Annotated in this window: 28 protein-coding genes; 13 read left to right on the top strand and 15 right to left on the bottom strand. The window is 73.3% G+C overall.

Annotated features, from left to right (window positions below):
- Positions 1 to 114: 114 nt before the first annotated feature.
- Together moaA and AC5L3X_RS17100 are read left to right on the top strand one after the other, a co-directional pair.
- The gene (gene moaA / locus AC5L3X_RS17095; RefSeq protein WP_225263773.1) at positions 115 to 1,104 is read left to right on the top strand and encodes a GTP 3',8-cyclase MoaA; all 990 of its coding nucleotides are present in this window, start codon (positions 115 to 117) and stop codon (positions 1,102 to 1,104) included.
- A 42-nt stretch (positions 1,105 to 1,146) separates the two neighbouring features.
- Positions 1,147 to 1,947, top strand: a complete 801-nt coding sequence (locus AC5L3X_RS17100; RefSeq protein WP_189126914.1) for an NTP transferase domain-containing protein — start codon at positions 1,147 to 1,149, stop codon at positions 1,945 to 1,947.
- A 316-nt stretch (positions 1,948 to 2,263) separates the two neighbouring features.
- On the opposite strand, the gene AC5L3X_RS17105 is transcribed toward AC5L3X_RS17100, so the two are convergent.
- Positions 2,264 to 2,578: a DUF3099 domain-containing protein gene (locus AC5L3X_RS17105; protein WP_189126915.1), complete on the bottom strand. Its 315-nt coding sequence runs from the start codon at positions 2,576 to 2,578 to the stop codon at positions 2,264 to 2,266.
- A gap of 98 nt (positions 2,579 to 2,676) precedes the next feature.
- On the opposite strand from AC5L3X_RS17105, the gene AC5L3X_RS17110 reads away from it, so the two are divergent.
- Both AC5L3X_RS17110 and AC5L3X_RS17115 read left to right on the top strand, forming a co-directional pair.
- Positions 2,677 to 2,889: a dodecin gene (locus AC5L3X_RS17110; RefSeq protein ID WP_189126916.1), complete on the top strand. Its 213-nt coding sequence runs from the start codon at positions 2,677 to 2,679 to the stop codon at positions 2,887 to 2,889.
- 67 nt (positions 2,890 to 2,956) lie between these two features.
- Entirely contained in the window at positions 2,957 to 3,979 is a 1,023-nt protein-coding gene (locus AC5L3X_RS17115) for a linear amide C-N hydrolase (RefSeq protein ID WP_494857935.1), read from the top strand.
- On the opposite strand, the gene AC5L3X_RS17120 is transcribed toward AC5L3X_RS17115, so the two are convergent.
- Both AC5L3X_RS17120 and AC5L3X_RS17125 read right to left on the bottom strand, forming a co-directional pair.
- Positions 3,963 to 5,318 (bottom strand): metallopeptidase TldD-related protein, encoded by a 1,356-nt coding sequence (locus AC5L3X_RS17120; protein WP_494858203.1) that lies wholly within the window; start codon positions 5,316 to 5,318, stop codon positions 3,963 to 3,965. The two genes, AC5L3X_RS17115 and AC5L3X_RS17120, sit on opposite strands and share 17 nt — an antisense overlap.
- 44 nt (positions 5,319 to 5,362) lie before the next feature.
- Positions 5,363 to 6,856 carry a TldD/PmbA family protein gene (locus AC5L3X_RS17125; RefSeq protein ID WP_494857936.1) on the bottom strand — a complete coding sequence of 498 codons (1,494 nt, stop codon included), beginning with the start codon at positions 6,854 to 6,856 and terminating at the stop codon, positions 5,363 to 5,365.
- Positions 6,857 to 6,933: 77 nt separating this feature from the next.
- On the opposite strand from AC5L3X_RS17125, the gene fabG reads away from it, so the two are divergent.
- Together fabG and fabI are read left to right on the top strand one after the other, a co-directional pair.
- Positions 6,934 to 7,629, top strand: a complete 696-nt coding sequence (gene fabG, locus AC5L3X_RS17130; protein ID WP_189126919.1) for a 3-oxoacyl-ACP reductase FabG — start codon at positions 6,934 to 6,936, stop codon at positions 7,627 to 7,629.
- A gap of 1 nt (position 7,630) precedes the next feature.
- Entirely contained in the window at positions 7,631 to 8,395 is a 765-nt protein-coding gene (gene fabI / locus AC5L3X_RS17135; protein ID WP_189126920.1) for an enoyl-ACP reductase FabI, read from the top strand.
- Positions 8,396 to 8,464: 69 nt separating this feature from the next.
- Here the strand turns inward: fabI and AC5L3X_RS17140 are convergent, their stop codons facing one another.
- Both AC5L3X_RS17140 and AC5L3X_RS17145 read right to left on the bottom strand, forming a co-directional pair.
- A complete protein-coding gene (locus AC5L3X_RS17140) occupies positions 8,465 to 9,313 on the bottom strand; it encodes a hypothetical protein (RefSeq protein WP_494857938.1) in 849 nt (282 codons plus the stop codon).
- 129 nt (positions 9,314 to 9,442) lie between these two features.
- Entirely contained in the window at positions 9,443 to 10,390 is a 948-nt protein-coding gene (locus AC5L3X_RS17145; RefSeq protein ID WP_494857939.1) for an aldo/keto reductase, read from the bottom strand.
- 64 nt (positions 10,391 to 10,454) lie between these two features.
- Between AC5L3X_RS17145 and AC5L3X_RS17150 the strand changes: the two genes are divergently transcribed.
- Genes AC5L3X_RS17150 through mshC form a run of 5 tightly spaced genes read left to right on the top strand, consistent with a single transcriptional unit; the run spans position 10,455 to position 14,368 of the window.
- Positions 10,455 to 11,141 (top strand): histidine phosphatase family protein, encoded by a 687-nt coding sequence (locus AC5L3X_RS17150; protein WP_494857940.1) that lies wholly within the window; start codon positions 10,455 to 10,457, stop codon positions 11,139 to 11,141.
- A 9-nt stretch (positions 11,142 to 11,150) separates the two neighbouring features.
- Positions 11,151 to 11,699 (top strand): DUF3090 domain-containing protein, encoded by a 549-nt coding sequence (locus AC5L3X_RS17155; protein WP_189126924.1) that lies wholly within the window; start codon positions 11,151 to 11,153, stop codon positions 11,697 to 11,699.
- Positions 11,696 to 12,460, top strand: coding sequence for an SCO1664 family protein (locus AC5L3X_RS17160; RefSeq protein WP_189126925.1), 765 nt, complete (start codon positions 11,696 to 11,698; stop codon positions 12,458 to 12,460). The genes AC5L3X_RS17155 and AC5L3X_RS17160 overlap by 4 nt, the downstream gene beginning before the upstream one ends.
- 23 nt (positions 12,461 to 12,483) lie before the next feature.
- A complete protein-coding gene (locus AC5L3X_RS17165) occupies positions 12,484 to 13,134 on the top strand; it encodes an NRDE family protein (protein ID WP_494857942.1) in 651 nt (216 codons plus the stop codon).
- Positions 13,135 to 13,144: 10 nt separating this feature from the next.
- Positions 13,145 to 14,368 (top strand): cysteine--1-D-myo-inosityl 2-amino-2-deoxy-alpha-D-glucopyranoside ligase, encoded by a 1,224-nt coding sequence (gene mshC / locus AC5L3X_RS17170; protein WP_494857943.1) that lies wholly within the window; start codon positions 13,145 to 13,147, stop codon positions 14,366 to 14,368.
- Positions 14,369 to 14,390: 22 nt separating this feature from the next.
- On the opposite strand, the gene AC5L3X_RS17175 is transcribed toward mshC, so the two are convergent.
- The 10 genes from AC5L3X_RS17175 to AC5L3X_RS17220 are packed head-to-tail and all read right to left on the bottom strand — an operon-like array spanning position 14,391 to position 24,325.
- Positions 14,391 to 14,930: a cysteine hydrolase family protein gene (locus AC5L3X_RS17175; RefSeq protein WP_494857944.1), complete on the bottom strand. Its 540-nt coding sequence runs from the start codon at positions 14,928 to 14,930 to the stop codon at positions 14,391 to 14,393.
- A gap of 23 nt (positions 14,931 to 14,953) precedes the next feature.
- Complete coding sequence (locus AC5L3X_RS17180; RefSeq protein WP_494857945.1) at positions 14,954 to 15,916, bottom strand: UDP-glucuronic acid decarboxylase family protein; 963 nt, start codon at positions 15,914 to 15,916, stop codon at positions 14,954 to 14,956.
- Positions 15,913 to 16,785, bottom strand: a complete 873-nt coding sequence (locus AC5L3X_RS17185; RefSeq protein ID WP_494857946.1) for a glycosyltransferase family 9 protein — start codon at positions 16,783 to 16,785, stop codon at positions 15,913 to 15,915. Before AC5L3X_RS17185 ends, AC5L3X_RS17180 begins: the two co-directional genes overlap by 4 nt.
- Positions 16,776 to 17,450 (bottom strand): SDR family oxidoreductase, encoded by a 675-nt coding sequence (locus AC5L3X_RS17190; protein WP_494857947.1) that lies wholly within the window; start codon positions 17,448 to 17,450, stop codon positions 16,776 to 16,778. The genes AC5L3X_RS17185 and AC5L3X_RS17190 overlap by 10 nt, the downstream gene beginning before the upstream one ends.
- A gap of 47 nt (positions 17,451 to 17,497) precedes the next feature.
- A complete protein-coding gene (locus tag AC5L3X_RS17195; RefSeq protein WP_494857949.1) occupies positions 17,498 to 18,829 on the bottom strand; it encodes a PfkB family carbohydrate kinase in 1,332 nt (443 codons plus the stop codon).
- A complete protein-coding gene (locus AC5L3X_RS17200; protein WP_494857951.1) occupies positions 18,829 to 19,377 on the bottom strand; it encodes a D-sedoheptulose-7-phosphate isomerase in 549 nt (182 codons plus the stop codon). Before AC5L3X_RS17200 ends, AC5L3X_RS17195 begins: the two co-directional genes overlap by 1 nt.
- A 1-nt stretch (position 19,378) precedes the next feature.
- Complete coding sequence (locus tag AC5L3X_RS17205; RefSeq protein ID WP_494857952.1) at positions 19,379 to 20,566, bottom strand: glycosyltransferase; 1,188 nt, start codon at positions 20,564 to 20,566, stop codon at positions 19,379 to 19,381.
- On the bottom strand, positions 20,563 to 21,663 hold the full coding sequence (locus tag AC5L3X_RS17210) for a glycosyltransferase family 9 protein (RefSeq protein WP_494857954.1): 1,101 nt from the start codon (positions 21,661 to 21,663) through the stop codon (positions 20,563 to 20,565). Before AC5L3X_RS17210 ends, AC5L3X_RS17205 begins: the two co-directional genes overlap by 4 nt.
- Positions 21,660 to 22,688 carry a glycosyltransferase family 2 protein gene (locus AC5L3X_RS17215; protein WP_494858204.1) on the bottom strand — a complete coding sequence of 343 codons (1,029 nt, stop codon included), beginning with the start codon at positions 22,686 to 22,688 and terminating at the stop codon, positions 21,660 to 21,662. The genes AC5L3X_RS17210 and AC5L3X_RS17215 overlap by 4 nt, the downstream gene beginning before the upstream one ends.
- A 5-nt stretch (positions 22,689 to 22,693) precedes the next feature.
- Entirely contained in the window at positions 22,694 to 24,325 is a 1,632-nt protein-coding gene (locus AC5L3X_RS17220; protein WP_494857956.1) for a carbamoyltransferase family protein, read from the bottom strand.
- A gap of 171 nt (positions 24,326 to 24,496) precedes the next feature.
- On the opposite strand from AC5L3X_RS17220, the gene AC5L3X_RS17225 reads away from it, so the two are divergent.
- The gene (locus AC5L3X_RS17225; protein WP_494857957.1) at positions 24,497 to 25,105 is read left to right on the top strand and encodes a D-glycero-alpha-D-manno-heptose-1,7-bisphosphate 7-phosphatase; all 609 of its coding nucleotides are present in this window, start codon (positions 24,497 to 24,499) and stop codon (positions 25,103 to 25,105) included.
- Positions 25,102 to 26,022, top strand: coding sequence for a glycosyltransferase (locus AC5L3X_RS17230; protein ID WP_494857959.1), 921 nt, complete (start codon positions 25,102 to 25,104; stop codon positions 26,020 to 26,022). The genes AC5L3X_RS17225 and AC5L3X_RS17230 overlap by 4 nt, the downstream gene beginning before the upstream one ends.

Consider the following 26,022-nt stretch of genomic DNA (forward strand, 5'->3'; position numbering starts at 1 on the left):
GATTCGCGGGTGTTCGGCGGATATCCATATGCGGACTGACCGTTACCTTTGGGGTCTTGCCGACACGCCACGTAGTCTGGCCGTCTGGCCAACGGGAACAGGAGGTGACGCCCCATGTTGCGAGACTCGTTCGGACGGGTGGCGACTGATCTGCGGGTGTCCCTCACGGACAAGTGCAACCTGCGTTGCACCTACTGCATGCCCCCTGAGGGGCTGGAGTGGCTGCCCAACGCCCAGTTGCTCACCGCCGCCGAGATCGTCCGGCTGGTCACGATCGGCGTCGAACGACTCGGCATCACCGAGGTCCGCTACACCGGCGGCGAGCCGTTGCTCCGCCGCGAGCTGGTCGACATCGTCGCCCGGACCGCAGCGCTCGCCCCCCGGCCGCAGGTCTCGCTGACCACCAACGGCATCGGGCTGGCCAAGCTGGCCGGCGCGCTCGCCGGGGCCGGGCTCGACCGGGTCAACGTCTCCCTCGACACGCTCGACCGCGACGTGTTCAAGCGGCTCGCGCACCGCGACAGGTTCGCCGACGTGATCGACGGCCTGGCCGCCGCCCACGACGCTGGCCTGCGTCCCGTCAAGGTCAACACCGTGCTGATGCGCGGGATCAACGACCACGAGGCCGTGAGCCTGCTCGGCTGGTGCCTGGAGCGGGGCTACGAGCTGCGCTTCATCGAGCAGATGCCGCTCGACGCCCAGCACGGCTGGACCCGCGAGGACATGGTGACCGCCGACGAGATCCTGGCCATGCTCACCACCGCCTACCGGCTCACGCCCGACGATCCGGAGGAGCGCGGCAGCGCCCCCGCCGAGCGGTTCCTGGTCGACGGGGGCCCCGCCCGGGTGGGCGTGATCGGGTCGGTGACCCGCCCGTTCTGCGGCGCCTGCGACCGTGTCCGTCTCACCGCCGACGGGCAGATCCGCAACTGCCTGTTCGCCACCGAGGAGTCCGACCTGAAGGCCGCCCTGCGCGCGGGCGCCTCGGACGAGGAGCTGGCCGAGCGCTGGGTCGCCGCCGTCTCCCGCAAACGCGCCGGTCACGGCATCGACGACCCCTCGTTCCTGCAGCCCTCCCGGCCGATGTCGGCCATCGGCGGCTGACCGTTTCGCGGCCGGTGGCGACCTGTGCCGGGCGGTGAGCGCGTGAACGGCGGCTACGACGCGGTGATCCTGGCGGGCGGCCTGGCCCGCCGGCTGGGCGGGGTCGACAAGCCCGGCCTGGCCGTGGGCGGCCGGGCGATGGTCGAGCGGGTCGTGGCGGCCGTCCCGGACGCCCGGCGGGTCGTCGTGGTCGGGCCCGAGCGCGGGCTGACGGGGGTGGTGTTCGCCCGGGAGGACCCTCCGGGAGCGGGACCGGTGCCCGCGCTGCGGGCCGGGCTGAGCGAGGTCACCGCGCCCTGGGTGCTGTTGCTGGCCGCCGACCTGCCGTTCCTGCTGCCCGCCCACCTGACGCCCCTGCTGGCGGCTCGCTCCTGCGGGACGGGCGGCGTCGTGGCCGTCGACGGCGACGGGCGCGAGCAGTGGCTGCTGGGCGTATGGGAGGTCGCGCCGTTGCGCGCGGCGCTGGACGGCTATACCGGGCGGTCGCTGCGCGGCCTGCTCGGGCCCCTGGTCGCGGGCCGGGTGCCGTTGCCCGGCCGGGCCTCGTTCGACTGCGACACTATGGACGATCTCAAGGAGGCTCACATGAACGTGCTGCACGAGTGGACCGCGCTGGCCTGCCGGGAGCTGGGCATCGACCCCGCCCGCGTCGACCGCGACGCGATCCTCGACCTCACCAAGGAAGTGGCGCACGGGGTGGCCCGGCCGGCCGCGCCGCTCACCGCCTATCTGCTGGGGCTCGCCGAGGGCGCCGGCACCGCTCCGGAGGACGCCGTGGCCCGGCTGACGGCTCTGGCCGGCAACTGGGGGCAGGCCACCGCCGAGACACTGACGGACGACTGACACTCGGGCGAACTCCCAAAGTCAAGCCCTGCGCGAAGCTGAAGATTTCCTGGGAATTCCGAGCGCGTTGGAGCGTAAACGATTTCGGGAAAGAGGCCCTATCAAACTGAGATCGCCGCTGTCGGACTGATCATCCAAAGACAAAGGTTTCCCCAGGAAAGGGGCGACGCCGGGTGGTTACGGGGGCAAACCACCCGGCGTCGCTTCATCGGCGTTCCGACGGGGGCCCGGAACGCCGGCACCAGCACTCCGACGGGGGACCGGAGCGCTTGGCTAAAGCGTACACCTACAACCCATGGGATGCGTCAAGACTTAGTCACGACCCGATCTCGCGTCGGTGCCTTGGTATCTCGCTTTGGTTAGCTTCGGGTGTCTGAAAGGTGGGAGGTGGCACGTCCGCGCCCCTCTCATTGGCCCCGATTACGGCTATGTATGGCAAAAAGACGGCGCCCGCGATGAACAGCAGCCGATAGGGCCACGGCACCGGCACCACCACCGCCAGGATCAGGCAGAGCGTGCGGATCCCCATCTTGATGAGGTAGCTGATCTCTCGACGGTGGATGTCCGCAGTCAGCGAGGGTCTGGCGTCGGTGACCTGGTGGACGTCCTTCTTGCTGTGCCACCACTTCATACCCTTCACGCTAGACCTCCGACGGGCGTGCTGTGACCGCCTGCCGGACGGGCGGCGCGAGTCATGCGATCATGGCCTTCTAGTAAGGAGATGGGGAGATGACGGATCGAACGTACCGGGTCACCGAGATAGTCGGGACGTCGGGGGAGAGCGTTGACCAGGCCATCCGCAACGGCATCAGGCGCGCCTCCGAGACGCTGCGTCACCTCGACTGGTTCGAGGTGACCGAGGTTCGCGGGCACATCGACGCGGGCGAGGTCGCCCACTTCCAGGTGGGCATGAAGGTGGGCTTCCGCCTCGAGGACTCCTGAGCTTCCCGTTCCGTCACGATTGCGTGCGCCCCATGACAAGCCCGGAGCGGCACGCCACACTGCGCCTATGCGCAGCCGTACCGCGGGGATCCTGTCGGCGCTCGTCCTGACCCTGCTCGCCGCCTGCACGGCCGCCCCGCCGCCCCGGCCGGCGTCAGGGCCGTCGGGATCGGCGTCGGGATCGGCGGCAGAGCCGGAGCCGCGCCCCATCCTGCGTCAGAGCGCCGCGGAGGCGGCCGGCACGGTGGCGAGCCTGCGCCGGCTCGACGGCCTGCCGCTGTACGAGATGACCTTCCACGGCGGCTACGACGCCGAGGCGCCGCTCACCGAGCAGGAGCTGGCCCGCCGCGACGACGCCTTCGCCTGCTCGCTGTTCCTGCGCGGCACCGAGTTCGGCCGCAACTTCGACTGGGACCCCAACCCGGCCATGGTGGTGCACGCCCGCCCGCCGGGCGGCCACGCCTCCCTGTCGATCTCCGACGTCTCCTACGTCCTCGGCGGTCAGCGGACTCCGGACCTCGACGATCCCGGCGACCGGCGACGGCTGGCGCACGCCGTGCTGGTCCCGTTCGACGGCATGAACGACAAGGGCCTGGCGGTCGGCCTGGCCCAGACGCCCGACGCTCAGCTGCCCGCCCAGGCACCCGGCCGTCCCGTCGTCGGCAGCGCGCGGATCATGCGGCTCCTGCTCGACCGGGCCGCCACCGTGGAGGAGGCCGTCGCCCTCATGCGCCGCTACGACGTCGACTTCTCCGGCGGGCCGCAGGTCCACTACCTGATCGGCGACCGCTCGGGACGGTCGGTCGTCGTCGAGTACGGCGACGGCCGGCTGAACGTCATCGACGACCGCGTGCTCACCAACATCACGATGACCGGCGCTAGCCGCGACACCCGCCTGGCCGACCCCCGCTACCGCGCGCTGACCGAGGGCATCGGCACCGAAGCCGACGCCCTCGGCCTGCTGCGCCAGGTGGCGCAGCCGCACACCCGCTGGTCGGTCGTCTACGACCTGAGGGCCGGCACCGCGAAGCTCGTCCCCGGCCAGCGCTGGGACCGGGTGATCAAGCTGGCGATCAGCTCGCCTGGCTGACCGTCGACATGTTGAAGTCGGGCACCCGCACGGGCGGCATGACCGCACGGGTCCAGTAGTCGTTCCACTCGCGAGGCAGCGTCTGCCCGGCGGCGCCGACCTCGGTCAGCCGGCCGAGCAGGTCGACCGGGCTCTCGTTGAACCTGAAGTTGTTGACCTCGCCCACCACCTCGCCGTGCTCGACCAGGTAGACGCCGTCGCGGGTGAGACCGGTCAGCAGCAGGGTCTGCGGGTCGACCTCGCGGATGTACCACAGGCAGGTCAGCAGCAGGCCGCGCTCGGTGGAGGCGATCATCTCCTCCAGCGTCCGGCCGTCGCCGGGCCCCCGCATGATCAGGTTGTCGATCGACGGCGTCACGGGCAGCCCGCTGAGCTCGGCCGAGTAGCGGGTCTGCAGCAGCGCCTCCAGCCTGCCGTCCCTGACCCAGTCGGTCGGGGTCAGCGGCAACCCGTTGTCGAACACGGAGGTCTCGCGGCCGGAGGCGTGCGCGATCACGAACGGCGCGCACTCGATGCCCGGCGCGGACGGGTCGCCGGACAGCGTCACCGGCAGATCGCCCAGTTGCTCGCCCACCCGGGTGCCGCCGCCCGGCCTGGCGAACACCGAGCGGCCGTCGAGCGCGTCACGGGCCCCCGACGACCAGAACAGGTAGATCATCAGGTCGGCCATCGCGCTCGGCGGCAGCAGCGTCTCGTAACGGCCGGCCGGCAGGTCGACGCGGTTCTTGGCCCAGTCGAGCCGCTGCGCCAGCGACGAGTCGAGCGCCGCCACGTCGACGTCGGCGAAGTCGCGCGTCGCCACGCCCGTCCAGGCCGAGCGCTTCAGGTCGGCCGACTTGGCGTTGAGCTCCAGCCGCCCGGTCGGCTGGTCGTGACGCAGCCGCAGCCCGGCGGACGTGCCGAGGAAGGTCGTCGTGCGCGAGTGCTCGGCGAAGCCGTAGAGCTTGCGCCCGCCCGCCTCGGCGGCGGCGAACGCGTCGCCCAGCGCGGGCGCGAAGCGCTCGAACACGCCGATGTCGGTGGGCGTCACCCGCTCGCCCCACGAAGGGCTCGCCGGCACCCCCTCGACCAGGGGCCGGGCGTCCTCGGCGGGCTGAGCCTCACGCGCGGCCCGATCGGCCGTGGCGACCACGTCGGCGAGCCCGCCGGGTCGTACGGAGGCGCGGGAGACCACGCCGACCCCCTCGCCCACGATCGAGATCACGGTCAGCTGCGAGGACCGGGCGACACCGTTGGTGGTGAGCGTGTTGCCCGCGAACCGCAGGTTGGCCGTGGACCCCTCGTCGGCGAGCACCACACACCCGTCGGCCGTGGAGAGCTCCAGGGCCCGCTCCACCATCTCCTGGGGGGAGGCCTCGGCGCCCCCCGTCAATCCGCGCTCGCTCACTTGCCGCCCTCCTGCACCGTGTTGAGGATCCGGACGTCGCGGAACAGCCCCGAGGGGCAGCCGTGGCTGACCGGCGCGATCTGGCCGGGCTGGCCCTTGCCGCAGTTGAAGGCCCCGCCGAGGACGTAGGTCTGCGGCCCGCCGACCGCCTCCATGGACTGCCAGAAGTCCGTCGTGGTCGCCTGGTAGGCGAAGTCGCGCACCTGCCCGGCCAGCCGGCCGTGTGAGATGCGGTAGGCCCGCTGGCCGGTGAACTGGAAGTTGTGGCGCTGCATGTCGATCGACCAGCTCTTGTCGCCGACGATGTAGAGGCCCCGCTCGACGCGTGAGATCAGCTCCTCGGTGGACGGCCCGCCGGGCGCCGCGGCCAGCGAGACGTTGGCCATGCGCTGGATCGGCATGTGGCCGGGGGAGTCGGCGAACGCGCAGCCGTTGGACCGGCCGAACCCCTTCATCAGCGCCATCCGCCGGTCGAGCTGGTAGCCGGTCAGGACGCCGTCGCGGACGATGTCGAAGCTCTGCCCCCGCACGCCCTCGTCGTCGAACCCGACCGTCGCCAGGCCGTGCTCGACCGTGCGGTCACCGGTCACGTTCATCACCGGCGAGCCGTAGACGAGCTCGCCCAGCTGGTCGAAGGTGGCGAAGCTGGTGCCGGCGTAGGCGGCCTCGTAGCCGAGGGCCCGGTCGAGTTCGGTGGCGTGGCCGATCGACTCGTGGATGGTCAGCCACAGGTTGGACGGGTGGATCACCAGGTCGTGGTCGCCCGCCTCGACCGACGGCGCCGCCAGCTTCTCCGCCAGCAGCTCGGGCAGCTGGGCCAGCTCGGCCTGCCAGTCCCAGCCCGTGCCGGTCAGGTACTCGTACCCCCGGCCCACCGGCGGCGCGATCGTCGACATGTCGTCGAAGCCGCCGTCGGTCGCCTTCATCGCGTTGAGCGTCGGGTGCACCCGCACCCGCTGCTGGGTGGTGACCGTGCCGGCCGTGTCGGCGTAGAACTTCTGCTCCTTGACCTGGAGCAGCCGCGCCGAGACGTGGTCGGCGCCCTTGAGCAGCCCGGCCGACCAGTCGGCCAGCAGCGTCACCTTGTCGGCCGACGGCACCGAGAACGGGTCGACGTCGTAGGAGGAGACCCACGTGACGTCGGCGTGCACCGGCTCGGGCGCCAGCTCGATCGGCTCCCGGTTGATGGGAGCGCTCACCTCCGCCACCCGCACCGCCTGAGCGGCCACCTCCGCGGCGGCCTCCGGGGTTAGGTGGATGCCCGCGGCGAACCCCCAGGTGCCGTTCTTGACGACACGCACCGCGTAGCCCAGGTCGTCGGCGTCCATGGCGCCTTCGAGCCGGGTGTCGTAGAGGCTGAGCGTCTCGGCTCTGACGCGTTCCAGCCGGAAGTCGGCATGCCCGGCGCCCAGGTCACGAGCTCTTTGCAGGGCGGCGTCCGCCAGCTGCCGCAGCGGCAGCTCCAGGAATTCGGGATCGATCTGGCGCATGTCCACGATCCTAACCCTGTGATCTTGTATCACCCGGATAAGCGGATACTCACCGGTAGGGGATAGCGTCATGTGTCATGGCACGCTCAGTACTCGTCACCGGGGGCAATCGCGGCATAGGCCTCGCGATCGCCCGTGAACTCGCCGCGAACGGCGACGCCGTCGCGGTCACCTACCGATCCGGAGAGCCTCCCGAGGGGTTGTTCGGCGTCCGGTGCGACGTGACCAGCATGGCCGACGTCGAGGCCGCGTTCGACAAGGTCGAGGCGGAGCAGGGTCCGGTCGAGGTCCTCGTCTCCAACGCCGGCATCACCAAGGACACCCTGCTGGCGATGATGAAGGAAGAGACCTTCACCGACGTCGTCGACGCCAACCTGACCGGCGCCTACCGAGTCGCCAAGCGGGCCATCAGGCCCATGATGAAGCTCAAGCGCGGGCGGGTCATCCTGGTGTCCTCCGTCATCGCGATGCTCGGCCAGGCGGGCCAGACCAACTACGCCGCCTCCAAGGCCGGGCTGATCGGCTTCGCCCGCTCCATGGCCCGCGAGTACGGCTCGCGCGGCATCACCGTCAACGTCGTCTCACCCGGGTTCGTGGCCACCGACATGACGGCCGACCTCGACACCGAGGCGATCACGAAGAACATCCCGCTGGGGCGGCAGGCGTCGCCGAGCGAGGTCGCGCGCGTCGTACGCTTCCTGGCGAGCGACGACGCCTCCTACATCACCGGGGCCGTGATCCCCGTCGACGGCGGACTTGGAATGGGGCACTGACGTGGGCATTCTCGAAGGCAAGCGGATCCTGGTGACCGGCGTGCTGACCGACGCCTCGATCGCGTTCTCGGTCGCCAGGCTGGCCCAGGAGGAGGGCGCCACCGTGGTGCTCACCGGGTTCGGCCGGCTGAGCCTGGTCGAGCGCATCGCCAAGCGGCTGCCCGAGCCGGCGCCGGTGCTGGAGCTCGACGTCCAGGACACCGACCAGCTCGACACCCTGGCCTCCCGGGTCGGCGAGCACGTCGGGGGCCTCGACGGCGTCGTCCACTCGATCGGGTTCGCCCCGCAGACCGCCCTCGGCGGCAACTTCCTCAACACCTCGTGGGACGACGTCGCGACCGCCCTGCACGTGTCCACCTTCTCCTTCAAGTCACTGGCCGTCGCCTGCCTGCCGCTGATGAAGGAGGGGGGCGCGGTCGTCGGCCTCGACTTCGACGCCAGCAAGGCATGGCCGGTCTACGACTGGATGGGCGTGGCCAAGGCCGGCCTGGAGTCGGCGTCCCGCTACCTCGCGCGCGATCTCGGCAAGCAGGGCATCAGGGTCAACCTGGTGGCCGCGGGGCCGCTGCGCACGATGGCGGCCAAGTCGATCCCGGGCTTCAAGGAGTTCGAGGAGAGCTGGCCGTCCAGGGCCCCGCTCGGCTGGGACCTGGCCGACACGGTCCCGGCCGCGAAGGCGTGCGTGGCGTTGATGTCCGACTGGTTCCCGGCCACCACGGGCGAGATCGTCCACGTCGACGGCGGCGTGCACGCGATCGGCGGCTGATCTCCGCGGCCCTGCCGTGCCGTTCGCCTGCGCGCGGGGCGCCTCGGGTCAGCGCCTGAGGCCGGTCCGTCAGGCCAGGCGGTGCCGGCCACCGGCCGTGTGGGCCGGTTCGAACGGGATCGAGGCGGGCCGGGCGCCGCGCTGGCGGCGCTGCTGCACGATGCGGGTGGCGGCGATGGCCGAGAGCAGGAGCGCGATCGTCAGCCCGGTGCCGGCCACGTCGGAGGCCGGGCTGCTCGGCCGCACCACCCGCTGGCGCAGCGGCTCCGACAGCTCCCGCGCGAACGGATGCGGCCACAGCAGGTCGATGCGCGCGTCGTCGGTGTCGACTGTCGGCTCGTCGGCGACCGGATCCTCACGCTCCGGCAAGCTGGTGTCCATCAGGTAGGGCTCGCTCTGCGGCGGCGTGGGCCCCGTGGTGGGCGCCGGAGTCGGCGCCGCGGCGTCGTCCCGGTCCTGCTCGCGCGCCCGCTTGTCGGCGCTCTCGGTGGGCTCCGGAGCCGGCTCGGACTCTTTTGGCGTCGCCTTCGGGGCCTCGGCTTCGTCGGCCTGCCCGTCGCAGGCCAGCACCGGCAGGCAGACCTCGCCCAGCGTCTCGGGCAGCAGTGTGCCGCGCTGCGACGGCTCGGGCGTGCTCTCGCGCGACGGGGCGGTGGTGGGCGCCACCTCGCCCACGGTGCCGAGCACCTTGCCGGTGGTGTCGTTGAGGCCCTTGGTGACCGGTTTGAGCGTGTCGCCGGTGAGGGTGTCGACGGTGCCGGTCACGACGCCGACGACGTCGCACAGGCCGTCGGTCACGCCGCCGAGCAGGCCGCCTCCGCTTGGGCAGTCGGCGGCCGTGGCCGCCGGGGCCGTCAGCGGGATCGCCGCCAGCGTCATCACCAGAACGCCGGCCGAGATCGCGGTCCTGCTCCCCATCAGTCCCCTTCCGCTTCACGCCTCGAGGGAAATCTTTACGGACATCGGCGACGAGAGGCAGGTGTTTCCCGCGAAAGTTGCGATTTGGTATCGACTAGTGATACGCGAGCGCCCCTCTCGTTCCACCCCTCAGTCGATCGAGGAGACGTCGTCCAGCGCCTCGCGGATCTCCCTGGGCAGCACGACGTCCTCGGCGGGCAGCGCTCCGGCCAGCTGGGCGTGGGTGCGGGCACCGACGATCGCCGAGGTCACGCCCGGCTGGTCGCGCACCCACGACAGGGCGACCGCCATCGGCGACACCCCGAGCCCGTCGGCGGCCGTCACGACGGACTCGACCACCCGGCGGCTGCGCTCGTCGAGGTAGGGCCGGACGAACTCGGCGAAGTGCGGCGTCGCGGCCCGCGAGTCGGCCGGGATGCCCGTACGGTACTTGCCGGTCAGCACGCCCCGGCCCAGCGGCGACCAGGCCAGCACGCCCGCGCCCACGTGCTGGGCGGCCGGCAGCAGCTCGCGCTCGGGCTCGCGGGCCAGCAGCGAGTATTCGACCTGGGCGGAGGTGATCGGGATCCGGCCGGGGATCGCCCGCTGGGAGACGCCGGCGGCGGCCAGCTGCCAGCCGGTGTAGTCGCAGACGCCCGCGTAGACGGCGCGGCCGGAGGAGACGATCGCGTCGAGCGCGGCCAGCGTCTCCTCCAGGGGCACCTCGTCGTCATAGGTGTGCAGCTGCCACAGGTCGACGTAGTCGAGGCCGAGCCGGTTGAGGGAGTCGTCGACCGCGGCGATCAGGTGGCGCCGGGAGGCGTCGCGGGGCCTGCGGGCGGCCGGCGTCACCACCGCCTTGGTGGAGATCACCAGCTCCGAGCGGGGGAACGAGTCGCGCAGCATCCGGCCGAGCACCCGCTCGGCGTCGCCGCCGGTGTAGACGTCGGCCGTGTCGACGAGGGTGCCGCCGGCGTCCATGAACGCCCGGAGCTGAGCCGACGCCTCGTCGGCGTCGGTATCACGCCCCCAGGTCATCGTGCCGAGCCCGAGACGTGACACCGACAGGCCGCTACGGCCGACATAGCGTTGCTGCATGATCCGGCCAGGTTACCGCCCGGGCCGCTGGAACGCCGTGATCCACGCCTGCGACACTTGGTGCGTGACCACCCTCCTGCTCGCCCGCCACGGGCTCACCGCGCTCACCGGACCCGTCCTGGCCGGCCGTACCCCGGGGGTGCACCTCAACGACGCCGGCCGGGCGCAGGCCGAGGCGCTGGCCCGGCGCATCGCGGGAGTCCGGCTCGACGCCGTCGTCTCCAGCCCGCTCGAACGCTGCCAGGAGACCGCGCGGCCCATCGCCGCCGGGCGTGGGATGGAGGTGCTGACCGACGAGCGGTTCGTCGAGTGCGGCTACGGCGACTGGACCGGACGGCCGCTGGCCGAGCTGGCCAAGGAGCCGCTGTGGCAGGTGGTGCAGGCGCACCCGAGCGCGGCGACCTTCCCGGCGGGGGAGTCGCTGGCCGCCATGCAGCAGCGGGCGGTCGCCGCGGTGCGTGACTGGAACGAGCGCGTGGGGGAGAAGGGTGTCTACCTGGCCTGCAGTCACGGTGATGTGATCAAGGCGATCGTCGCCGATGCCCTGGGTCTCCATCTCGATCAGTTTCAGCGGATAACCGCCGATCCTGCGGCTCTCACTGTGATTCGCTATAGCCCCTTGCGTCCCTTTGTTCACCGACTTAACGATATGGGGGAATTGCGGCTCCCCGAGGATTCGGAGGAGAAAGACGGGGGAGAAAACATCACCGGGAGCGATGCCGCCGTCGGCGGCGGGCCCGGAACCACGTAAGGTCAGGCTATGCCGGTCTTCGACTACGACCCACCAGAGAGGTTCGTGGCCGGTGCCCTGGGGCAACCGGGCGCACGGGCGTTCTTTCTGCAGGCCAGAGCCGAGGGCAGACTGACCACGGTCGCGCTGGAGAAGCTTCAGGTCGCCGCGCTGGCGGGCAGGCTCGACGAGCTGCTCGACGAGGTCCTGCGGCGCAGCGGCGGCACCGCGCACGTGCCCGCCCTCGCGCCCGCCGACCTGTCCGACGACGCCCCCCTCGACGTGCCGCTCGCCGAGGACTTCCGGGTCGGCACCATGGCGCTGGCCTGGGACCCCGAGACGTCCCAGGTGGTCATCGAGGCGCAGGAGATCATCGACGAGGACGACGTGGAGCCGGAGGAGCCGGCGGTGCTCCGGGTGCGCATCAGCGCCGGGGCCGCGCGGGCGTTCACCCGGCGGGCCCTCGACCTCGTCGCCGCCGGCCGGCCGCCCTGCCCCCTGTGCGCGCAGCCGCTCGACGCCGAGGGCCACGTGTGCGTCCGGCTCAACGGCTACCGCGGGGGTGAGGTGGCATCATGAGCGCCTCGGAGAGCGAGCCCGCCGTCCGGCCGTCATCCCCGTCGGCCATGGAGGCCGACGGGGCCCTCACGCTGCTCCGCGACGGCCGCCTGGAGGTGGCCGGCCGGCTGGTCGAGGCCACCAATATGACCCTCTACTGCTCGGTCACGCTGGCCGGGCGCACGGCCGCCTGCGTCTACAAGCCCGTACGTGGCGAGCGCCCCCTGTGGGACTTCCCCGACGGCACCCTGGCCGCCCGTGAGGTGGCGGCGTTCGAGGTGTCCCAGGCGACCGGCTGGCAGATCGTGCCGCCGACGGTCTACCGTGACGGCCCGTTCGGGCCCGGCATGTGCCAGCTGTGGATCGACACCCAGCGCGAGATCGACCTGACCCGGCTGATCCGCAGCCGCAACCCGGTGGTGCGCCGGATGGCGGTCTTCGACGCCGTGGTCAACAACGCCGACCGCAAGGGCGGTCACCTGCTGCCGCTGCCCACCGGCCATGTCTACGGGGTCGACCACGGCGTCTGCTTCGCCGTCGAGGACAAACTCCGCACCGTGCTCTGGCAGTGGCGGGGCAAGCCGCTGGCGCGTGAGGCCGTGGCCGTGCTCGCCAAGCTGGAGCGCGACATCGAGTCGGGCGCGCTGGGGCGCAGGCTGCGCGAGCTGCTGTCGCTCGCCGAGGTCGAGGCCACCTGGCACCGGGTCAGGCGGTTGATCAACACCGGGGTGCATCCGTCCCCGTCCGAGGACTGGCCTGCCATCCCCTGGCCGCCCATCTGAGTCGGTTTACTACTCTTTGGCATATGTGCACGCTGATCGTGAAGACGGGGCGACCGCTGACCCTGATGGGCGTACGTGATGAGTTCACCGACCGGCCATGGGAGGGTCCGGGCGAGCACTGGCCCGAGTATCCCGGCGTGATCGGCGGCCGCGACCTCAAGGCGGGCGGCACCTGGCTGGCCGTCCACCCGGCGGCCCGCCGCGCCGCCGCACTGCTCAACGGGCGGGGCCAGGCCGCTCCCGAGACCACCAAGATCTCCCGGGGCGACCTGGCGCTCCGAGCCGTCACGACCGGCGACATGCCGCGCGTGGAGCTCGCCAGCTACGACCCCTTCCACCTGGTGCTCGCCGAGCCGTCCGGGGCCCGGGTGTTCAGCTGGGACGGCGTCCGGCTCAGCGTGGCCGGCCTGGCGGAGGGCACCAGCATGGTGGTCAACACCGGGGTCGACCCCTCCAGCGAGCGGGTGGCCGGGTTCCTGCCCAGGTTCGAGAGCAGCTCCGACTGGCGCGAGCTGCTCGCCGGCGACCCCTCCGACGACCCCGGCGCGCTCCTCGTCCGGCACGAACTACCCGACGGCCGGGTCTTCGCGTCCCTGTCGGTCATGACGGTCGAGCTGGACCCGGGCGGGGTGACGTACGACTTCACGGACTTGACCGCTGATCCGGACAGATAGGCTCAAAGCTATGAGATCGTGGTCTGCCCCGAAGGTTCCCAGGCTTCCCGGCGAGAGCGTCCCGCTGCGACTCCACGACACCGCTGCGCGACAGGTACGGCAGACCGATCCCGGGCCCACCGCCAGGATGTACGTCTGCGGCATCACCCCCTACGACGCCACCCACCTCGGCCACGCCAACACCTACCTCGCCTTCGACCTGGTCGGCAGGGTCTGGCGCGACGCCGGGCACGACGTGCACTACACGCAGAACACCACCGACGTCGACGACCCGCTGCTGGAGCGGGCCCAGCGGACCGGGGTCGACTGGCGCGAGCTGGCCGAGCGGGAGACCGAGCTGTTCCGCGCCGACATGGAGGCGCTGCGCGTCCTGCCCCCGCGCGAGTACATCGGCGTCACCGAGGTCGTCGGCCAGATCGCCGGCCTGATCGAGAAGCTGGCGGCCAAGGGCGTCACCTACGCGCTCGACGGCGACGTCTACTTCAGCTCGGCCGACGCGCCCAAGTTCGGCCAGGTGTCCGGCTACGACGAGGAGCTGATGCTCACCCTGTTCGCCGAGCGAGGGGGCGACCCCGACCGGCCGGGCAAGCGCAACCCGCTCGACTGGCTGCTGTGGCGGGCCGAACGACCGGGGGAGCCGGCCTGGGAGTCGCCGTTCGGCAGAGGGCGGCCCGGCTGGCACATCGAGTGCACCGGGATCGCGCTCGAGCAGCTGGGCCCCGGGTTCGACGTCGCGGGGGGCGGCTCCGACCTGATCTTCCCCCACCACGAGTGCGGCGCGTCCGAAGGGCACGCCGCCACCGGCGAATGGCCGTTCGCCAAGTTCTACACGCACGCCGGCATGGTCGCGCTCGACGGCGAGAAGATGTCGAAGTCCAAGGGCAACCTGGTGTTCGTGTCCAGGCTGCGGGTCGAGCACGACCCGATGGCGGTCCGGCTCGTGCTGCTGGCCCACCACTACCGCGCCGACTGGGAGTACTTTCCCGGGCAGCTGACCGAGGCCGAGCAGCGGCTGGGCCGCTGGCGCGCGGCCGTGGCGCTGCCCGCCGCCCCGCCCGCCGGCGACCTGCTGGCGGCGGTGCGCGAAAGGCTGGCCGACGACCTCGACGCGCCCGGCGCGCTGGCCGCGATCGACGCCTGGGCCGAACGGGCGCTCGGCCAGGGCGGCGATGACGCGAGCGCGCCCGGCCTGGTCCGCGACCTGGCCGACGCCCTGCTCGGCGTCGCGCTCTGACCCGGCTCCCGCGGCCCTGCCGCTAGATCAGGCAGCGGCGGGCGGGGACGATCTCGGCCGACATGTTGCGCTCCATCATGCGCAGCGCGGCCCGGCCGAGATCGCCGTGGATGGGCGCGACACAGTCCGGCGGCACCATGATGCCGAACTGCCGGACGTAGGCGTCGAGCGCGCTGTAGAACACGCACTGCTCGGTCACCTGCCCGGTCAGGAGCACGGTGCCGACGTCCATCTGGCGCAGCAGATACTCCAGGGCCGTGCCGTAGAACGCGCTGTGGCGCACCTTCGGCAGGAACGCGCAGTCGTCCGGCGGCGCGACCGGCTCGACCAGGTCGGGGCGGCGCCCCTTCATGGCCCTGGACACCAGGTCCTCGCGGGTGGCCGCGAAGTCGCCGTGGTTGTCGTTGACGTAGATCAGCTCCACGTCGTCGCGCCGGTGGGCCCGGCCGATCAGCTCGGCGAGCCGCGGGACGATCGGCTCGACCCCCTGTTCGAGCTGCTCGGCGTCCTCGTGCTGGTACGGATTGAGCATGTCGATCACGATCATGGCGATCTTCGGCATGACGGTAACCCCCGGCTCCGGGCTCAGGCGCCCATCCGTTCCAGCCGGTCGTACCCGGACAGCTCCGTCGAGAACCAGTCGATGGTACGGCGCAGCCCCTCGGCGACCGGGACCTCGGCCCGCCAGCCCAGCCGCTCGGCGGCCAGCGTGGTGTCGGGCCTGCGCACCATGGGGTCGTCGGCGGGGCGGCCGACGAACTCGATCCGCGAGGACGACCCGGTCAGCTCCTTGATCAGCCTGGCCAGCTCCAGCATGGTCAGCTCGTCCGGGTTGCCGATGTTGACCGGGCCGGCGAAGTCGCTGCGGGCCATGGCGAGGATCCCCGACACCGTGTCGTCCACGTAGCAGACGGACCGGGTCTGCGAGCCGTCGCCGGTGACCGTGATCGGCTCGCCCGTCAGCGCCTGCCTGATGAAGGTGGGGATCGCGCGGCCGTCGTAGGGCCGCATGCGCGGGCCGTAGGTGTTGAAGATCCGCACGATGCCCGTGTCGGTGGCGCGCGAGTGGCGGTAGGCCGTGGTCAGCGACTCGGCGAAGCGCTTGGCCTCGTCGTACACGCTGCGCGGGCCGACCGGGTTGACGTTGCCCCAGTACGACTCCCGCTGCGGGTGTTCCAGCGGGTCGCCGTACACCTCGCTGGTGGAGGCCAGGACGAACCGGGCGCCCTTCTCCCTGGCCAAACCCAGCGCGTGCAGCGTGCCGACGCTGCCCACCCGGAGCGTCTCGATCGGATAGCGCAGGTAGTCGGTGGGCGAGGCGGCCGAGGCGAAGTGCAACACCAGGTCGAGCCGGTCGGGCACGTGCACGTAGCCGGTCAGGTCGCACTCGATGATCCGGAACGCCGGCCGGTCGATCAGATGCTCCACATTACGTGGCCCGCCGGTGAGGAAGCTGTCCATGCAGACCACGTCCATCCCGGCGTCCAGCAGGCGTTCACACAGGTAGGAGCCGAGGAATCCGGCTCCTCCGGTAACCAGCGCCTTCATGTGATGACCTCCAGTGCGGCGTCGACGACTTCGGAGACTTCGATCTTCAGCAGGCCCGGGTCGGGCCGGTCGCCGTGCGGGTCGCCGCTGGACCCGGCCCACAGCGCGACGTGCCGCCGATCCGGCGGCGGCCCCCAGAGCGCGGGGGAGACCGGGCCGAACAGCACCACCGACGGGACGCGGAAGGCGGTGGCCAGGTGCGCGACGCCGGTGTCGCCGCATACCACCAGTCTGGCCCCGCTGACCAGGTCGATCAGCCCGGCCAGGTCGGTGCGCCCGGCCAGCGCCCGGCCGGCGGGCAGCCCCGCCAGCTCGGCGACCTCCCGGGCCAGCGGCACCTCGCCGGGGCCACCGGTGACGACTACGTCGTCCAGCGCGGCCGCGACCCGTGCGAACCGGCCGGGAGGCCAGCGGCGCGCGGCGCGGGAGGCGCCGGGGTGAACGATCACCGGGCCCTTCCGGTCGGACTCGCCCAGCGTCAGGTCGGCCGGGTCGGCCTCGATGCCGTACCACCCGAGCAGGTCGCACCAGCGCCGCACCTCGTGCACGTCGTCCCGCCACGGCGGGCCGGGACCGTGGCTGAGCAGCCGCGCGGGACGGGTCCGGCGCAGCGCCTCGACGCTCTGCGGGCCACGGCCGTGCAGGTTGACCGCGATGTCCGGCCGGTCGAACGGGACGGGCCCCGGCCCCGATACGTCGAGCTGCTCGTCCACCGCCCCGATCAGCGGCAGCAGCGCGCCGAGCGAGGCGGGGGCGGCGAGGGTGATCCGGTGACGCGGGAAGGCCCGCCTCAGCGCCCGCAGCGCGGGCACGGCCGTGAGCAGGTCGCCGAGGCCCAGCCCGCGCAGCGCCACCAGCTCTAGGGCCATGACGTCTCCGTCGACGGGCAGACGACGAGCTCCCTGACCTCGCAGCCGGCGGGCTGGCCGAGCGCGAACAGCACGGTCCGGGCCACGTCGGCCGGATCGTTCAGCCCCGCCTCGGGGCCCGGCCGGTACTGCTCGGCCCGGCCGTCGAAGAACGCCGTCCGCATGCCGCCGGGGATCAGCAGGGTCACGCCGACCTGCCCGCGCAGCTCGATCGCCAGCGCCCGGGTGAAGCCGACGACACCGGACTTGGACGCGCTGTAGGCGGTGGCGTCGCTGAGCGGACGCAGCCCGAGGGTCGAGGCGCAGGTGACCACCTTGCCGCGCGAACTCCTCAGGTACGGCAGGGCCGCCCGGACGACCGAGGCGGTGCCGAGCAGGTTGACCAGGACGACGCGGTCCCAGTCGGCGGCGGGCACGTCCTCCAGCCGTCCGCAGGCGTCGATGCCGGCGGCGGTCACCACGGCGTCCAGCCCTCCGGCCCGCTCGGCCAGGTCACGGACGGCCCGTTCGGCCTGCGCCCGGTCGGCCAGGTCCGCGATCGCGTGCTCGAAGCCCTGGCCGGGCTCGCGCACGTCGACGACGAGCGGCCGCCAGCCTTCCTTCTGCACCGCCTCGGCCGTGGCCAGGCCGAGTCCGGAGGCCCCGCCGGTGATCAGTACGTTCATCGGATGTCCTTTACTGGAGTCCCCCGCCTTCGGGCGTGGGGAGGAAGTCAACGGATCTCTCTGATCAGGTTGGTCGTGGATCGTCCCGGCAGGCTGCTCAGCACGACGGTCTCCGCGCCCAGCCTGCCGAGGACCTCGGATTCGGGCAGCGAGCAGGCCGCGTAGTCGCCGCCCTTGACCCACACGTCGGGGCGGAGCCGTTCGATGGCCGCGGCGGGGGTGTCCTCGTCGAACACCAGCACCGCGTCCACGCAGCCGAGCGCGGAGAGCACCTCGACCCGGTCGCGCACGTCCACGACCGGCCTGCTCGGGCCCTTGAGCCTGCGCACGGACTCGTCGGAGTTGACGCACACGACGAGCGCGTCGCCCAGTGCCCTGGCCCGCCGCAGCAGGCTCACGTGCCCCGCGTGCAGCAGGTCGAAGCAGCCCCCGGTGGCGATCAGCCGCCCGCCGTACGCGCGGGTGAGCTCGGCCACCTCGAACGCGGTGCGCGGCCGGTCGCCCAGCTCCTGCTCGGTGATCTTGACGCCGGCCGCGCCGCCGCGTTCGACGAACCTCGACGCCTCGCCCACGCCGACGGTCACCGCCTGCTCGACATCGGCGCCGTCGCGCAGCGCCAGCGCCGCGGCACCGGCCAGCCGGTCGCCGGCGCCGCACACGTCCTGGCCGCAGGACAGCACCGGCGCGGGCACCCTGGTGAGCGGGCCACCCTGCCGGGCCAGGGCGGCGCCGCGCACCCCGAGGGTGACGGCCACCGCCTCGGCGCGCAGGGACCGCAGCAGCCGGCGGGCCGCCTGGTCGGGGCTTTCGTGCGGGTCGGCGCACAGCCGCCGCGCCTCCGCCTCGCTCGGCGTCACCAGGGCGCACCCGGGCACCGGCTTCTCGCCCCGGGGATGCGGGTCCCACACGATCGGGACCCGCACGTCGCGCAGCAGGTCGCGCAGCACCCAGGCGGTGCCCCTGCCGTAGTCGGAGACCAGCACCGCGCCCGCCCGGCGGATCGCCTCGGCCGCGTCCGTTCCCGGGGCGTGCCCGGCCCTGCCGTCGCCGCTGTCGATCCTGACCAGCGTCTGGCCCCGCGCCCGGACCCGGGTCTTGCGCACCGTGTCGCCGCACAGCGGCAGCCGGACCAGGGCGGCCTCGCCCGACAGCAGCCCGCACAGGCGGCGGCCCGGCTCGTCGTCGCCGATGGCGGTGATCAGCACCACCTCGGCGCCGTCGCGGGCCGCCAGCAGCGCCGCCAGGCCGGCGCCTCCGGGACGGGCCTGCTCGGCGCAGACGTCCACGACCGGGACCGGCGCGTCCGGGCACAGGCGTTCGGTCTCGCCCTCGACGTCCACGTCCAGCAAGGTGTCGCCGATGACGACGAGCGGTCCCATCAGAGCGCCTCCTCGACGGCGTCGCACAGCAGGTGGACCATCGCGAGGTGCACCTCCTGGACGGTGGCGGCGTCGGCGGCCGGCACGGCCACCGCCTCGTCGCAGAGCCCGGCCAGCCGGTTGGGCGCGGGGCCGGTCAGCCCCCAGGCGAGCAGCCCGCCCTCCCGCGCGGCCCACGCCGCGGCGAGCACGTTGGCACTGCGGCCGCTGGTCGACAGGCAGACCAGCACGTCACCGGCGCGGCCGTGCGCGCGCACCTGCCGGGCGTAGACCTCCTCGGCGCCGTAGTCGTTGGCGATCGCCGTCATGGACGAGGTGTCGGCGTGCAGCGCGATCGCGGCATACGGCCGCCGATCGGCCCGGAACCTGCCGACGAGCTCGGCCGTCAGATGCTGGGCCTCCGCCGCGGAACCGCCGTTGCCGCAGGCCAGCAGCCTGCCTCCGGCGTTCAGGATCCCCGCGAGCTTGGCGCCCCACGCGCGCACGACGGCCGAGTGGTCGTCCACCTGCGAAAGGGCGGTCCACAGCTTCTCCAGATGGGCGTCCACGTCAACCTCCCAGTGCGGCGAGCCGGCAGAGCCTGCCGTCGATCACCCGCGTGTACACGGACTCGGTCTGCTCGGCCACGCTCGGCCAGCCGTACCTCTCGCGGGCCCGGCGCAGGCCCGCGGCGCCGAGCGCCCGGCGCCGATCCGGGTGACCGAGCACGTCCTCCAGCGCCCTGGCCAGCGCCCGCGGGCGGCGAGCCGGCACCAGCAGCCCGCAGCCCGCCACCGTGTCCAGATGGCCGCCGACGGCGGAGGCCACGACCGGCACCCCGCACGCCATCGCCTCGATCGCGACCATGCCGAACGGCTCGTACCAGGGCACCGTGACGACGACGTCGGCCGACCGCAGCAGGGCCGGCACCTGCTCGCGCGGCACGCTGCCCATCAGGCGCACCCGGTCGCCGAGCCCGAGGCGGGCGGCCAGCTCGCGCAGCCGCGCCGCCTCCTCGCCGTCGCGCCGGCCGCCCGCGATCAGCAGCTCGGCCGCGGGCAGCCGGCGCATGGCCTGCACGATCGTGTCGACGCCCTTGCGCGGCACCTGGCGGCCGATGCTGAGCACCCGAGGGCGCGAGGAGCGCGCCGCCACCGGGCCGTCCGGGCGGAAGGTGTCCAGGTCGACGCCGCACGGCACCACCATGATCCGCTGCTCGGGCACGCCGATCGCGCGCAGTTCCCCGACCTCGTCACCACACGTGGCCAGCACCGCGTCGGCCCGCCGGCCGATCTCCCGCTCGGTGTCCAGGCGGTGCGGCGGGCTCGTGTCGGCGCCGCCCTGCCAGCGCCGCTTGACGGTGCCGAGCGCGTGGTACGTCAGCACCACGGGCACGTCCCCGGCGGCGAGCAGCGCCGCCTGCCCGCTCATCCAGAAGTGCGCGTGCACGATGTCCGGCCGGTCGGCCGCCCACCGCCCGGCCAGGCGCTCGGCGAACTCCGGCATGTACGGCGACAGCTCGTCCTTGGGAACGGGCGCGGCCGGCCCTGCCTTGACGTACTCGACGGTCACGCCCGGGGCCATGGCGACCTCGTCGGGCCGGTCCGGATCGGAGCGGCGGGTGTGCACGACGACCCGGTGCCCGCGCCCGGCCAGCGCCACGGCCAGCGCCGCGACGTGGACGTTCTGGCCGCCCGCGTCGACGCCGCCGATCGCGGCGAGGGGGTCCGCGTGTTCCGATACCAGAGCGATCTTCACTGGCTCAGCTCCCTTACCGCCTTGACGACCTCTTCACTGGTCACTCGGGTCAGACATGGGTGCCCCGGCACCGGGCACACGCGTGCCCTGGATCCCCGGCAGGGCGCGTCCTGGTCGCCCAGCAGCACGCTCGGCACGCCGTACGGAGCCCACCGGGCGGCGGGGACGACCGGCGCGAACAGGCTCACCACCGGTGTCCCCACGGCGGCGGCCAGGTGCGCGGGACCGGTGTTCCCGGCCACCAGCACGGCGGCGCCGTCGATCACGGCGGCGAGCTCGGCCAGCGTGGTCCGCCCGCCCAGGTCCAGGGCCGCGCCGCCGGCGACGTGGGCGGTGAGGGCCCGCTCGGTGCCGGTCACGACGACCCGGTGGCCGTCGGCGGCCAGCTCCCGGACCGCCTGCCGGGCCCGGCCGGCGGGCCACGTCCTGGCGGGCGCGGACGCCCCGGGATGTACGACGACGTAGTCTCCGCCGCCGATCCCGAACCGGCCCGCGTCCGGCAGCGGGCGCCGGACGGCGAGCCTCCCGTCGTCCCTGGCGGGCAGGACGAACCCCGCGGCCCGGGCCAGGCCCAGCATCCGCTCGGCCTCCGGCACGTCGCGGCTCTCGTCGACCAGGTGCCGGACGTCCAGCAGCGAGCCCGGGTAGTCTTCGCTGATCGCGGCGATCCGCCGCACCCCGGCCAGGCGCAGCAGCATCGCCAGGGGCAGCGCCGACTGGTGGAACGAGGTCAGGATCACCGCCTCGTCCGTCCCCCTGACCAGCCGGACCAGTTCGGTGACGCTCTTTGCGGAGACGGGCGGCGGCCGGTGGTCGATCCACGGCGCCCGCCACTCGATCACCCGGTCGACGCCGGGCAGCAACTCGGCGGCGGGCCTGCCGTTGGGCCCGGCCAGCATCGTCACCTCGCGCGCGTGCGCCCGCACGGCCCGTACGGCCGGCCCGGCGAGCAGCACGTCGCCCACGTCGTCCAGCCGGGCCACCAGCACCCGCCCCCGGCCGTCGCCCGGGAGCCGTCCGGCCGGACCCGGCGCCGGCGCGCCGCACCCGGCCGCCGGTAGGGAGCCGGGTATCACCGCCCGCGTGTCCTCGGTCATCGGCGAGCCCTCCATTCGCCCCGCAACCGGTGCGCGCACGCGACCGGCGGGATCAGCGCGCTGGTGACCGCCATGCGCAGCACCTCTCGCGGCGTGCGCGGCCCCGGCGCGATCCGGGCCCAGGCGAACTCGGCGGTCAGCGCCGCCCACCCGGCCAGCGCTCCCGCCGCCGCCCGCCTCAGGGGCCCCGTCCGTCCCCGCGGTCCCGGGCGTCCGGGCCGTGACGGCCGGGGCGCGACGACGCCCGCGCGGGACCGTACGACGGGATCCGGCCGGTGAACGGCGGCCAGGGCGAGGGCGGTGGCGGCGAGTCCGAGGGCGGCGAGCCCGAGAGCGGTGGTGAGCGCGTGACGGCGCAGGCGGCCCCGCGCGCCGCCGATCGCCTCGCGCCAGGCCGGGCCGTGCAGCCGCCGCATCAGCGCGTCGTCGGCGTTGCCGCGCTGGAACCGCACGCTCGCCCAGAACCCGTCGTTCCGCACCGGGTGCACCGTCACCCGGCGGCCCCGGACCAGCCGATGCCCCGCCCGGGTCAGCCGCAGGGCCAGGTCGGAGTCCTCCCGGTAGGCCCGGGGGAACCGCTCGTCGAACCCGCCGGCCCGGTCCAGCGCGTCCCGGCGGTAAGCCATGTCGGCGGTGATCCACGCGGCGCCCGCGAGCCCGGCGGTGTTGCGCTCGGCGTCCGTCGGCCGCCGGTCGCCGGGCAGCGGCACCTCGATCCGGCCCTGGCTGCCCGCCACGTCGGCGGGCAGGCCGCCGAGATCCTGCAGCGCGGTCTCGTACCAGCCAGGCCGGGGGACCACGTCGTCGTCGAGGAAGGCCACCCACGGCGTGCGGGCCGCCCGCCAGCCGGCGTTGCGCGCGGCGGCGGGACCGCGGCCCCCCGACCGGACGACCCGCACGCGCGCGGGCAGCGGGAGCGCCGCCCCGCCGGCCGGACGGTCGTCCACCACGATGACCGGGACGTCCGGCGGCAGCGCGGCGAGCGTGGCGCCCAGGCTGCGGCGGCCTATCGTGGGAACCACCACGGTGATCAAGAGGCGAACACCTCGCCGCGCCGCACCAGGTAGGGCCCCAGTGCCAGCACCTCCACGGGGGAGGAGCCGAAGCACTCCAGCGCGTCGCGGGGATCGTCCACGATGGGACGCCCCGCGGTGTTGAGGCTGGTGTTGACCAGCACGGGCAGCCCGGTCCTCGCCTCGAACGCCGCCAGCACGCGCGCCAGCAGGGGATCCGTCCCGGCCGACACCGTCTGGACGCGCGCCGTCCCGTCGACGTGCACCACCGCCGGGATGCGGTCGCGCCACTCGGGGTGCACGTCGTGCACGAACAGCATGTACGGCGAGGGCAGCGGCCCCCGGCCGAAGATCCCGGCGGCGCGCGTGTCGAGCACCATCGGCGCGATCGGCCTGAACTGCTCGCGCCCCTTCACGTCGTTGAGCCGTTCGGTGTTGCGCGCGTGCCCCGGATGCGCCAGGAGCGACCGGCGCCCCAGGGCCCGGGGGCCGTACTCGGAACGCCCCTGGAACCAGGCCACGATGCGGTCGGCGGCCAGCTCGGCGGCCACGGCGGCGGCCAGGTCGGGCGGCCGTGTGTACGGCACCCGCGCCACGTCCAGCCAGGCGCCGAGCTCCTCGTCGGTGAACCCGCGGCCCAGGTCGGCGCCCGGCATGGGCGCGGCCCGCTCCCCCCAGGCCTGCGCGAGGTGCAGCGCCCCGCCCAGCGCGGTGCCCGAGTCGCCCGCGGCCGGTTGCACCCAGACCTCGTCGAACGGCCCCTCGTCGATCAGCCGGGTGTTGGCCACGCAGTTGAGCGCCACCCCGCCGGCCAGCGCCAGCCGGCGCTCGCCGGTGCGCTCGTGCAGCCAGCGGACCAGGTCCAGCAGCACCTCCTCCAGCCGCGCCTGCACGCTCGCGGCGAGGTCGGCGTGGTCGGCGGTCCACGGCGTGCCCGGGGGCAGCGCCTTGGCGAAGCCGTTCCAGTCGATCGGCTCGACCCGGAAGCCGCCGTCACCGGTCGCGCGGACGAGCTCGCGGAGCGCTTCGAGATGCCGCGGCCTGCCGTAGGAGGCCATCGCCATCACCTTGTACTCGTCGCTCGACCGCAGAAATCCCAGGTGTTCGGTCACCTCCTCGTACATCAGGCCCAGCGAGTGCGGCAGCTCCTGCGCGGCCAGCACCTCCAGCTCGCCGTCGCGGTAGCGCCCGGCCAGGTGCGACACGTTCTCGCCGCGCCCGTCGCAGACGAGCACCGCGCAGTCCCGGTACGGCGAGGCGAGCCCGGCCGAGGCGGCGTGCGCCACGTGGTGCGGCACGAACCGCACCCGGGCTGGATCCAGCCCGGGCAGCGCCGTGGCCAGGAAGTTCGGCGCCCGCAGCGCGTACGTGGTGCGCAGGTCCTCCCAGACGCCCTCGTGCCGGCCGGTCACCAGGGCCGGGTCGTAGGAGTAGGCCACCGCGTCGAGGTCCTCGGGAGCCAGACCGGCCTCGCGCAGGCACCAGGCCGCGGCCTGCTCGGGCAGCTCCCACGCGGCGAAGGCGAGCGGCCGCTTGCCGTGCTTGCGGCGGCTGAAGCGCTCCTCCTCCGCGGCGGCGACCACCCGGCCGTCGGCCACCAGGGCCGCGGCAGGGTCGTGGAAGATCGCGTTGATACCGAGAAATCTCATCTTCAGCCCCCCAAGTATCTGAGAGAACGGCTACCTAGAGAAGCGGCCTCCAAACATCAAGGGGTATCTGAGCTGCGCAAACAGGCTGCTGTGGCGAGGCTGGTCACCGTACGTGGCTGTTTGCCGGTCCGGCCCCCGGGTAGCTGGCGGGCAGCTCGACGGAGGTGAGAGGTGTTCGAACAACGACGTCCCGGGGCCGTGCTCTTCGATCGTGACGGGACCTTGATCAGGGACGTCCCGTACAACGGAGATCCGGACCGGGTGGAGCCCATGCCAGGGGCGATCGACGCGCTGGTGCGGCTGCGCCGGGCCGACGTGCCGGTCGCCGTGGTCACCAACCAGTCCGGCGTGGCCAGGGGACTGCTCACGCCGGACGAGATGGACCAGGTCAACGCCAAGGTGGAGGAACTGCTCGGCCCGTTCGACGCGTGGGCGATCTGCGTTCACGACGACGGCGACGGCTGCACCTGTCGCAAACCCGCGCCCGGCCTGCTGATCAGGGCGGCCGCCGTGCTGGACGTCAGCCCGCGCGACTGCGTGGTCGTGGGCGACATCGGCAGGGACATGGAGGCCGCCAGGGCCGCCGGCGCGCGCGGGATCCTGGTGCCCACTCGGCAGACGCTGCCAGAGGAGATCCAGGACGCGCCGGAGGTGGCCGAGGATCTGACGGAAGCCGTGGACCGGGTGCTGAAGGACGCCCGCCACGAGGGCGGCGCCTTCCAGGGAGCCGTGGCCGGCTCGGCGCTCCGCGTCGGGGGGGCCGACTGGAGCCGCTGGTGAGGATCCTGCTCTGGCACGTGCACGGCTCCTGGACCGACGCGTTCGTGCGCGGCGGCCATGAGTACGTCCTGCCGCTCGTGCCCGGCCGGGGGCCCGACGGGCGCGGCAGGGCCCGGACCTACGACTGGCCCGCGAACGCCCGCGAGGTGCCCTGGGACCGGCTGCGCGGCGAGCCGCTCGACGTCGTCGTCTACCAGCGGCCTGAGGAACTGGAGCTGGCCCGCGGCTGGCTCGGCCGCGACCTGCCGGGCGTCTACGTGGAGCACAACACCCCGGCCGGCGACGTGCCCCGGACCCGGCATCCGCTCGCCGGCCGCGACGACATCACGCTGGTGCACGTCACCCACTTCAACGAGCTGTTCTACGACAACGGCCGGGCACCCACCCGGGTGATCGAGCACGGCGTCCCCGACCCCGGCCCCCTCTACACCGGCGAGCTGCCCCGGGCGGGGGTCGTGGTCAACGAACCGGTCCGGCGGGCCCGGGTGGCGGGGACCGACCTGCTGCCGCGGTTCGCCGCCGAGGTGCCGCTCGACGTGTTCGGCATGCGGGTGACCGGCCTGCCGTACGGCACGTACGAGGATCCGCCGCGGCACGTCATGCACGCGGAGCTGGCCCGGCGGCGCGTCTACCTGCACCCTTACCGATGGACGTCGCTCGGGCTGGCGCTCGTCGAAGCGATGACGCTCGGCATGCCGGTGGTCGCGCTGGCGGCCACGGAGGCCGTCGAGGCGGTCCCGCCGGAGGCGGGCGTGCTCTCGACCAGGGTGGACACGCTGGTCCGCGCGCTCGGCGAGTTCGCCGGAGATCCGGAGCACGCCGCGCGGGCGGGCAAGGCGGCCCGGACCGCCGCGCTGGCCCGTTACGGGCTGGACAGGTTTCTGGCCGACTGGGATCGGCTGTTCGACCAGGTATGA

The sequence above is a fragment of the Nonomuraea sp. CX421 genome (genome assembly GCF_059358955.1).

What these genes read in the sequence shown, in the direction of transcription:
- AC5L3X_RS17210 (WP_494857954.1), bottom strand. Translation starts at nt 21,663, where the DNA reads ATGACCGAGGACACGCGGGCGGTGATACCCGGCTCCCTACCGGCGGCC.
- AC5L3X_RS17180 (WP_494857945.1), bottom strand. Translation starts at nt 15,916, where the DNA reads ATGAAGGCGCTGGTTACCGGAGGAGCCGGATTCCTCGGCTCCTACCTG.
- AC5L3X_RS17185 (WP_494857946.1), bottom strand. Translation starts at nt 16,785, where the DNA reads ATGGCCCTAGAGCTGGTGGCGCTGCGCGGGCTGGGCCTCGGCGACCTG.
- AC5L3X_RS17175 (WP_494857944.1), bottom strand. Translation starts at nt 14,930, where the DNA reads ATGCCGAAGATCGCCATGATCGTGATCGACATGCTCAATCCGTACCAG.
- AC5L3X_RS17165 (WP_494857942.1), top strand. Translation starts at nt 12,484, where the DNA reads ATGTGCACGCTGATCGTGAAGACGGGGCGACCGCTGACCCTGATGGGC.
- mshC (WP_494857943.1), top strand. Translation starts at nt 13,145, where the DNA reads ATGAGATCGTGGTCTGCCCCGAAGGTTCCCAGGCTTCCCGGCGAGAGC.
- AC5L3X_RS17145 (WP_494857939.1), bottom strand. Translation starts at nt 10,390, where the DNA reads ATGCAGCAACGCTATGTCGGCCGTAGCGGCCTGTCGGTGTCACGTCTC.
- fabG (WP_189126919.1), top strand. Translation starts at nt 6,934, where the DNA reads ATGGCACGCTCAGTACTCGTCACCGGGGGCAATCGCGGCATAGGCCTC.
- AC5L3X_RS17190 (WP_494857947.1), bottom strand. Translation starts at nt 17,450, where the DNA reads ATGAACGTACTGATCACCGGCGGGGCCTCCGGACTCGGCCTGGCCACG.
- AC5L3X_RS17115 (WP_494857935.1), top strand. Translation starts at nt 2,957, where the DNA reads ATGCGCAGCCGTACCGCGGGGATCCTGTCGGCGCTCGTCCTGACCCTG.
- AC5L3X_RS17160 (WP_189126925.1), top strand. Translation starts at nt 11,696, where the DNA reads ATGAGCGCCTCGGAGAGCGAGCCCGCCGTCCGGCCGTCATCCCCGTCG.
- AC5L3X_RS17140 (WP_494857938.1), bottom strand. Translation starts at nt 9,313, where the DNA reads ATGGGGAGCAGGACCGCGATCTCGGCCGGCGTTCTGGTGATGACGCTG.
- moaA (WP_225263773.1), top strand. Translation starts at nt 115, where the DNA reads ATGTTGCGAGACTCGTTCGGACGGGTGGCGACTGATCTGCGGGTGTCC.
- AC5L3X_RS17195 (WP_494857949.1), bottom strand. Translation starts at nt 18,829, where the DNA reads ATGGGACCGCTCGTCGTCATCGGCGACACCTTGCTGGACGTGGACGTC.
- AC5L3X_RS17120 (WP_494858203.1), bottom strand. Translation starts at nt 5,318, where the DNA reads ATGGTGGAGCGGGCCCTGGAGCTCTCCACGGCCGACGGGTGTGTGGTG.
- AC5L3X_RS17125 (WP_494857936.1), bottom strand. Translation starts at nt 6,856, where the DNA reads ATGCGCCAGATCGATCCCGAATTCCTGGAGCTGCCGCTGCGGCAGCTG.
- AC5L3X_RS17105 (WP_189126915.1), bottom strand. Translation starts at nt 2,578, where the DNA reads ATGAAGTGGTGGCACAGCAAGAAGGACGTCCACCAGGTCACCGACGCC.
- AC5L3X_RS17110 (WP_189126916.1), top strand. Translation starts at nt 2,677, where the DNA reads ATGACGGATCGAACGTACCGGGTCACCGAGATAGTCGGGACGTCGGGG.
- AC5L3X_RS17155 (WP_189126924.1), top strand. Translation starts at nt 11,151, where the DNA reads ATGCCGGTCTTCGACTACGACCCACCAGAGAGGTTCGTGGCCGGTGCC.
- AC5L3X_RS17220 (WP_494857956.1), bottom strand. Translation starts at nt 24,325, where the DNA reads ATGAGATTTCTCGGTATCAACGCGATCTTCCACGACCCTGCCGCGGCC.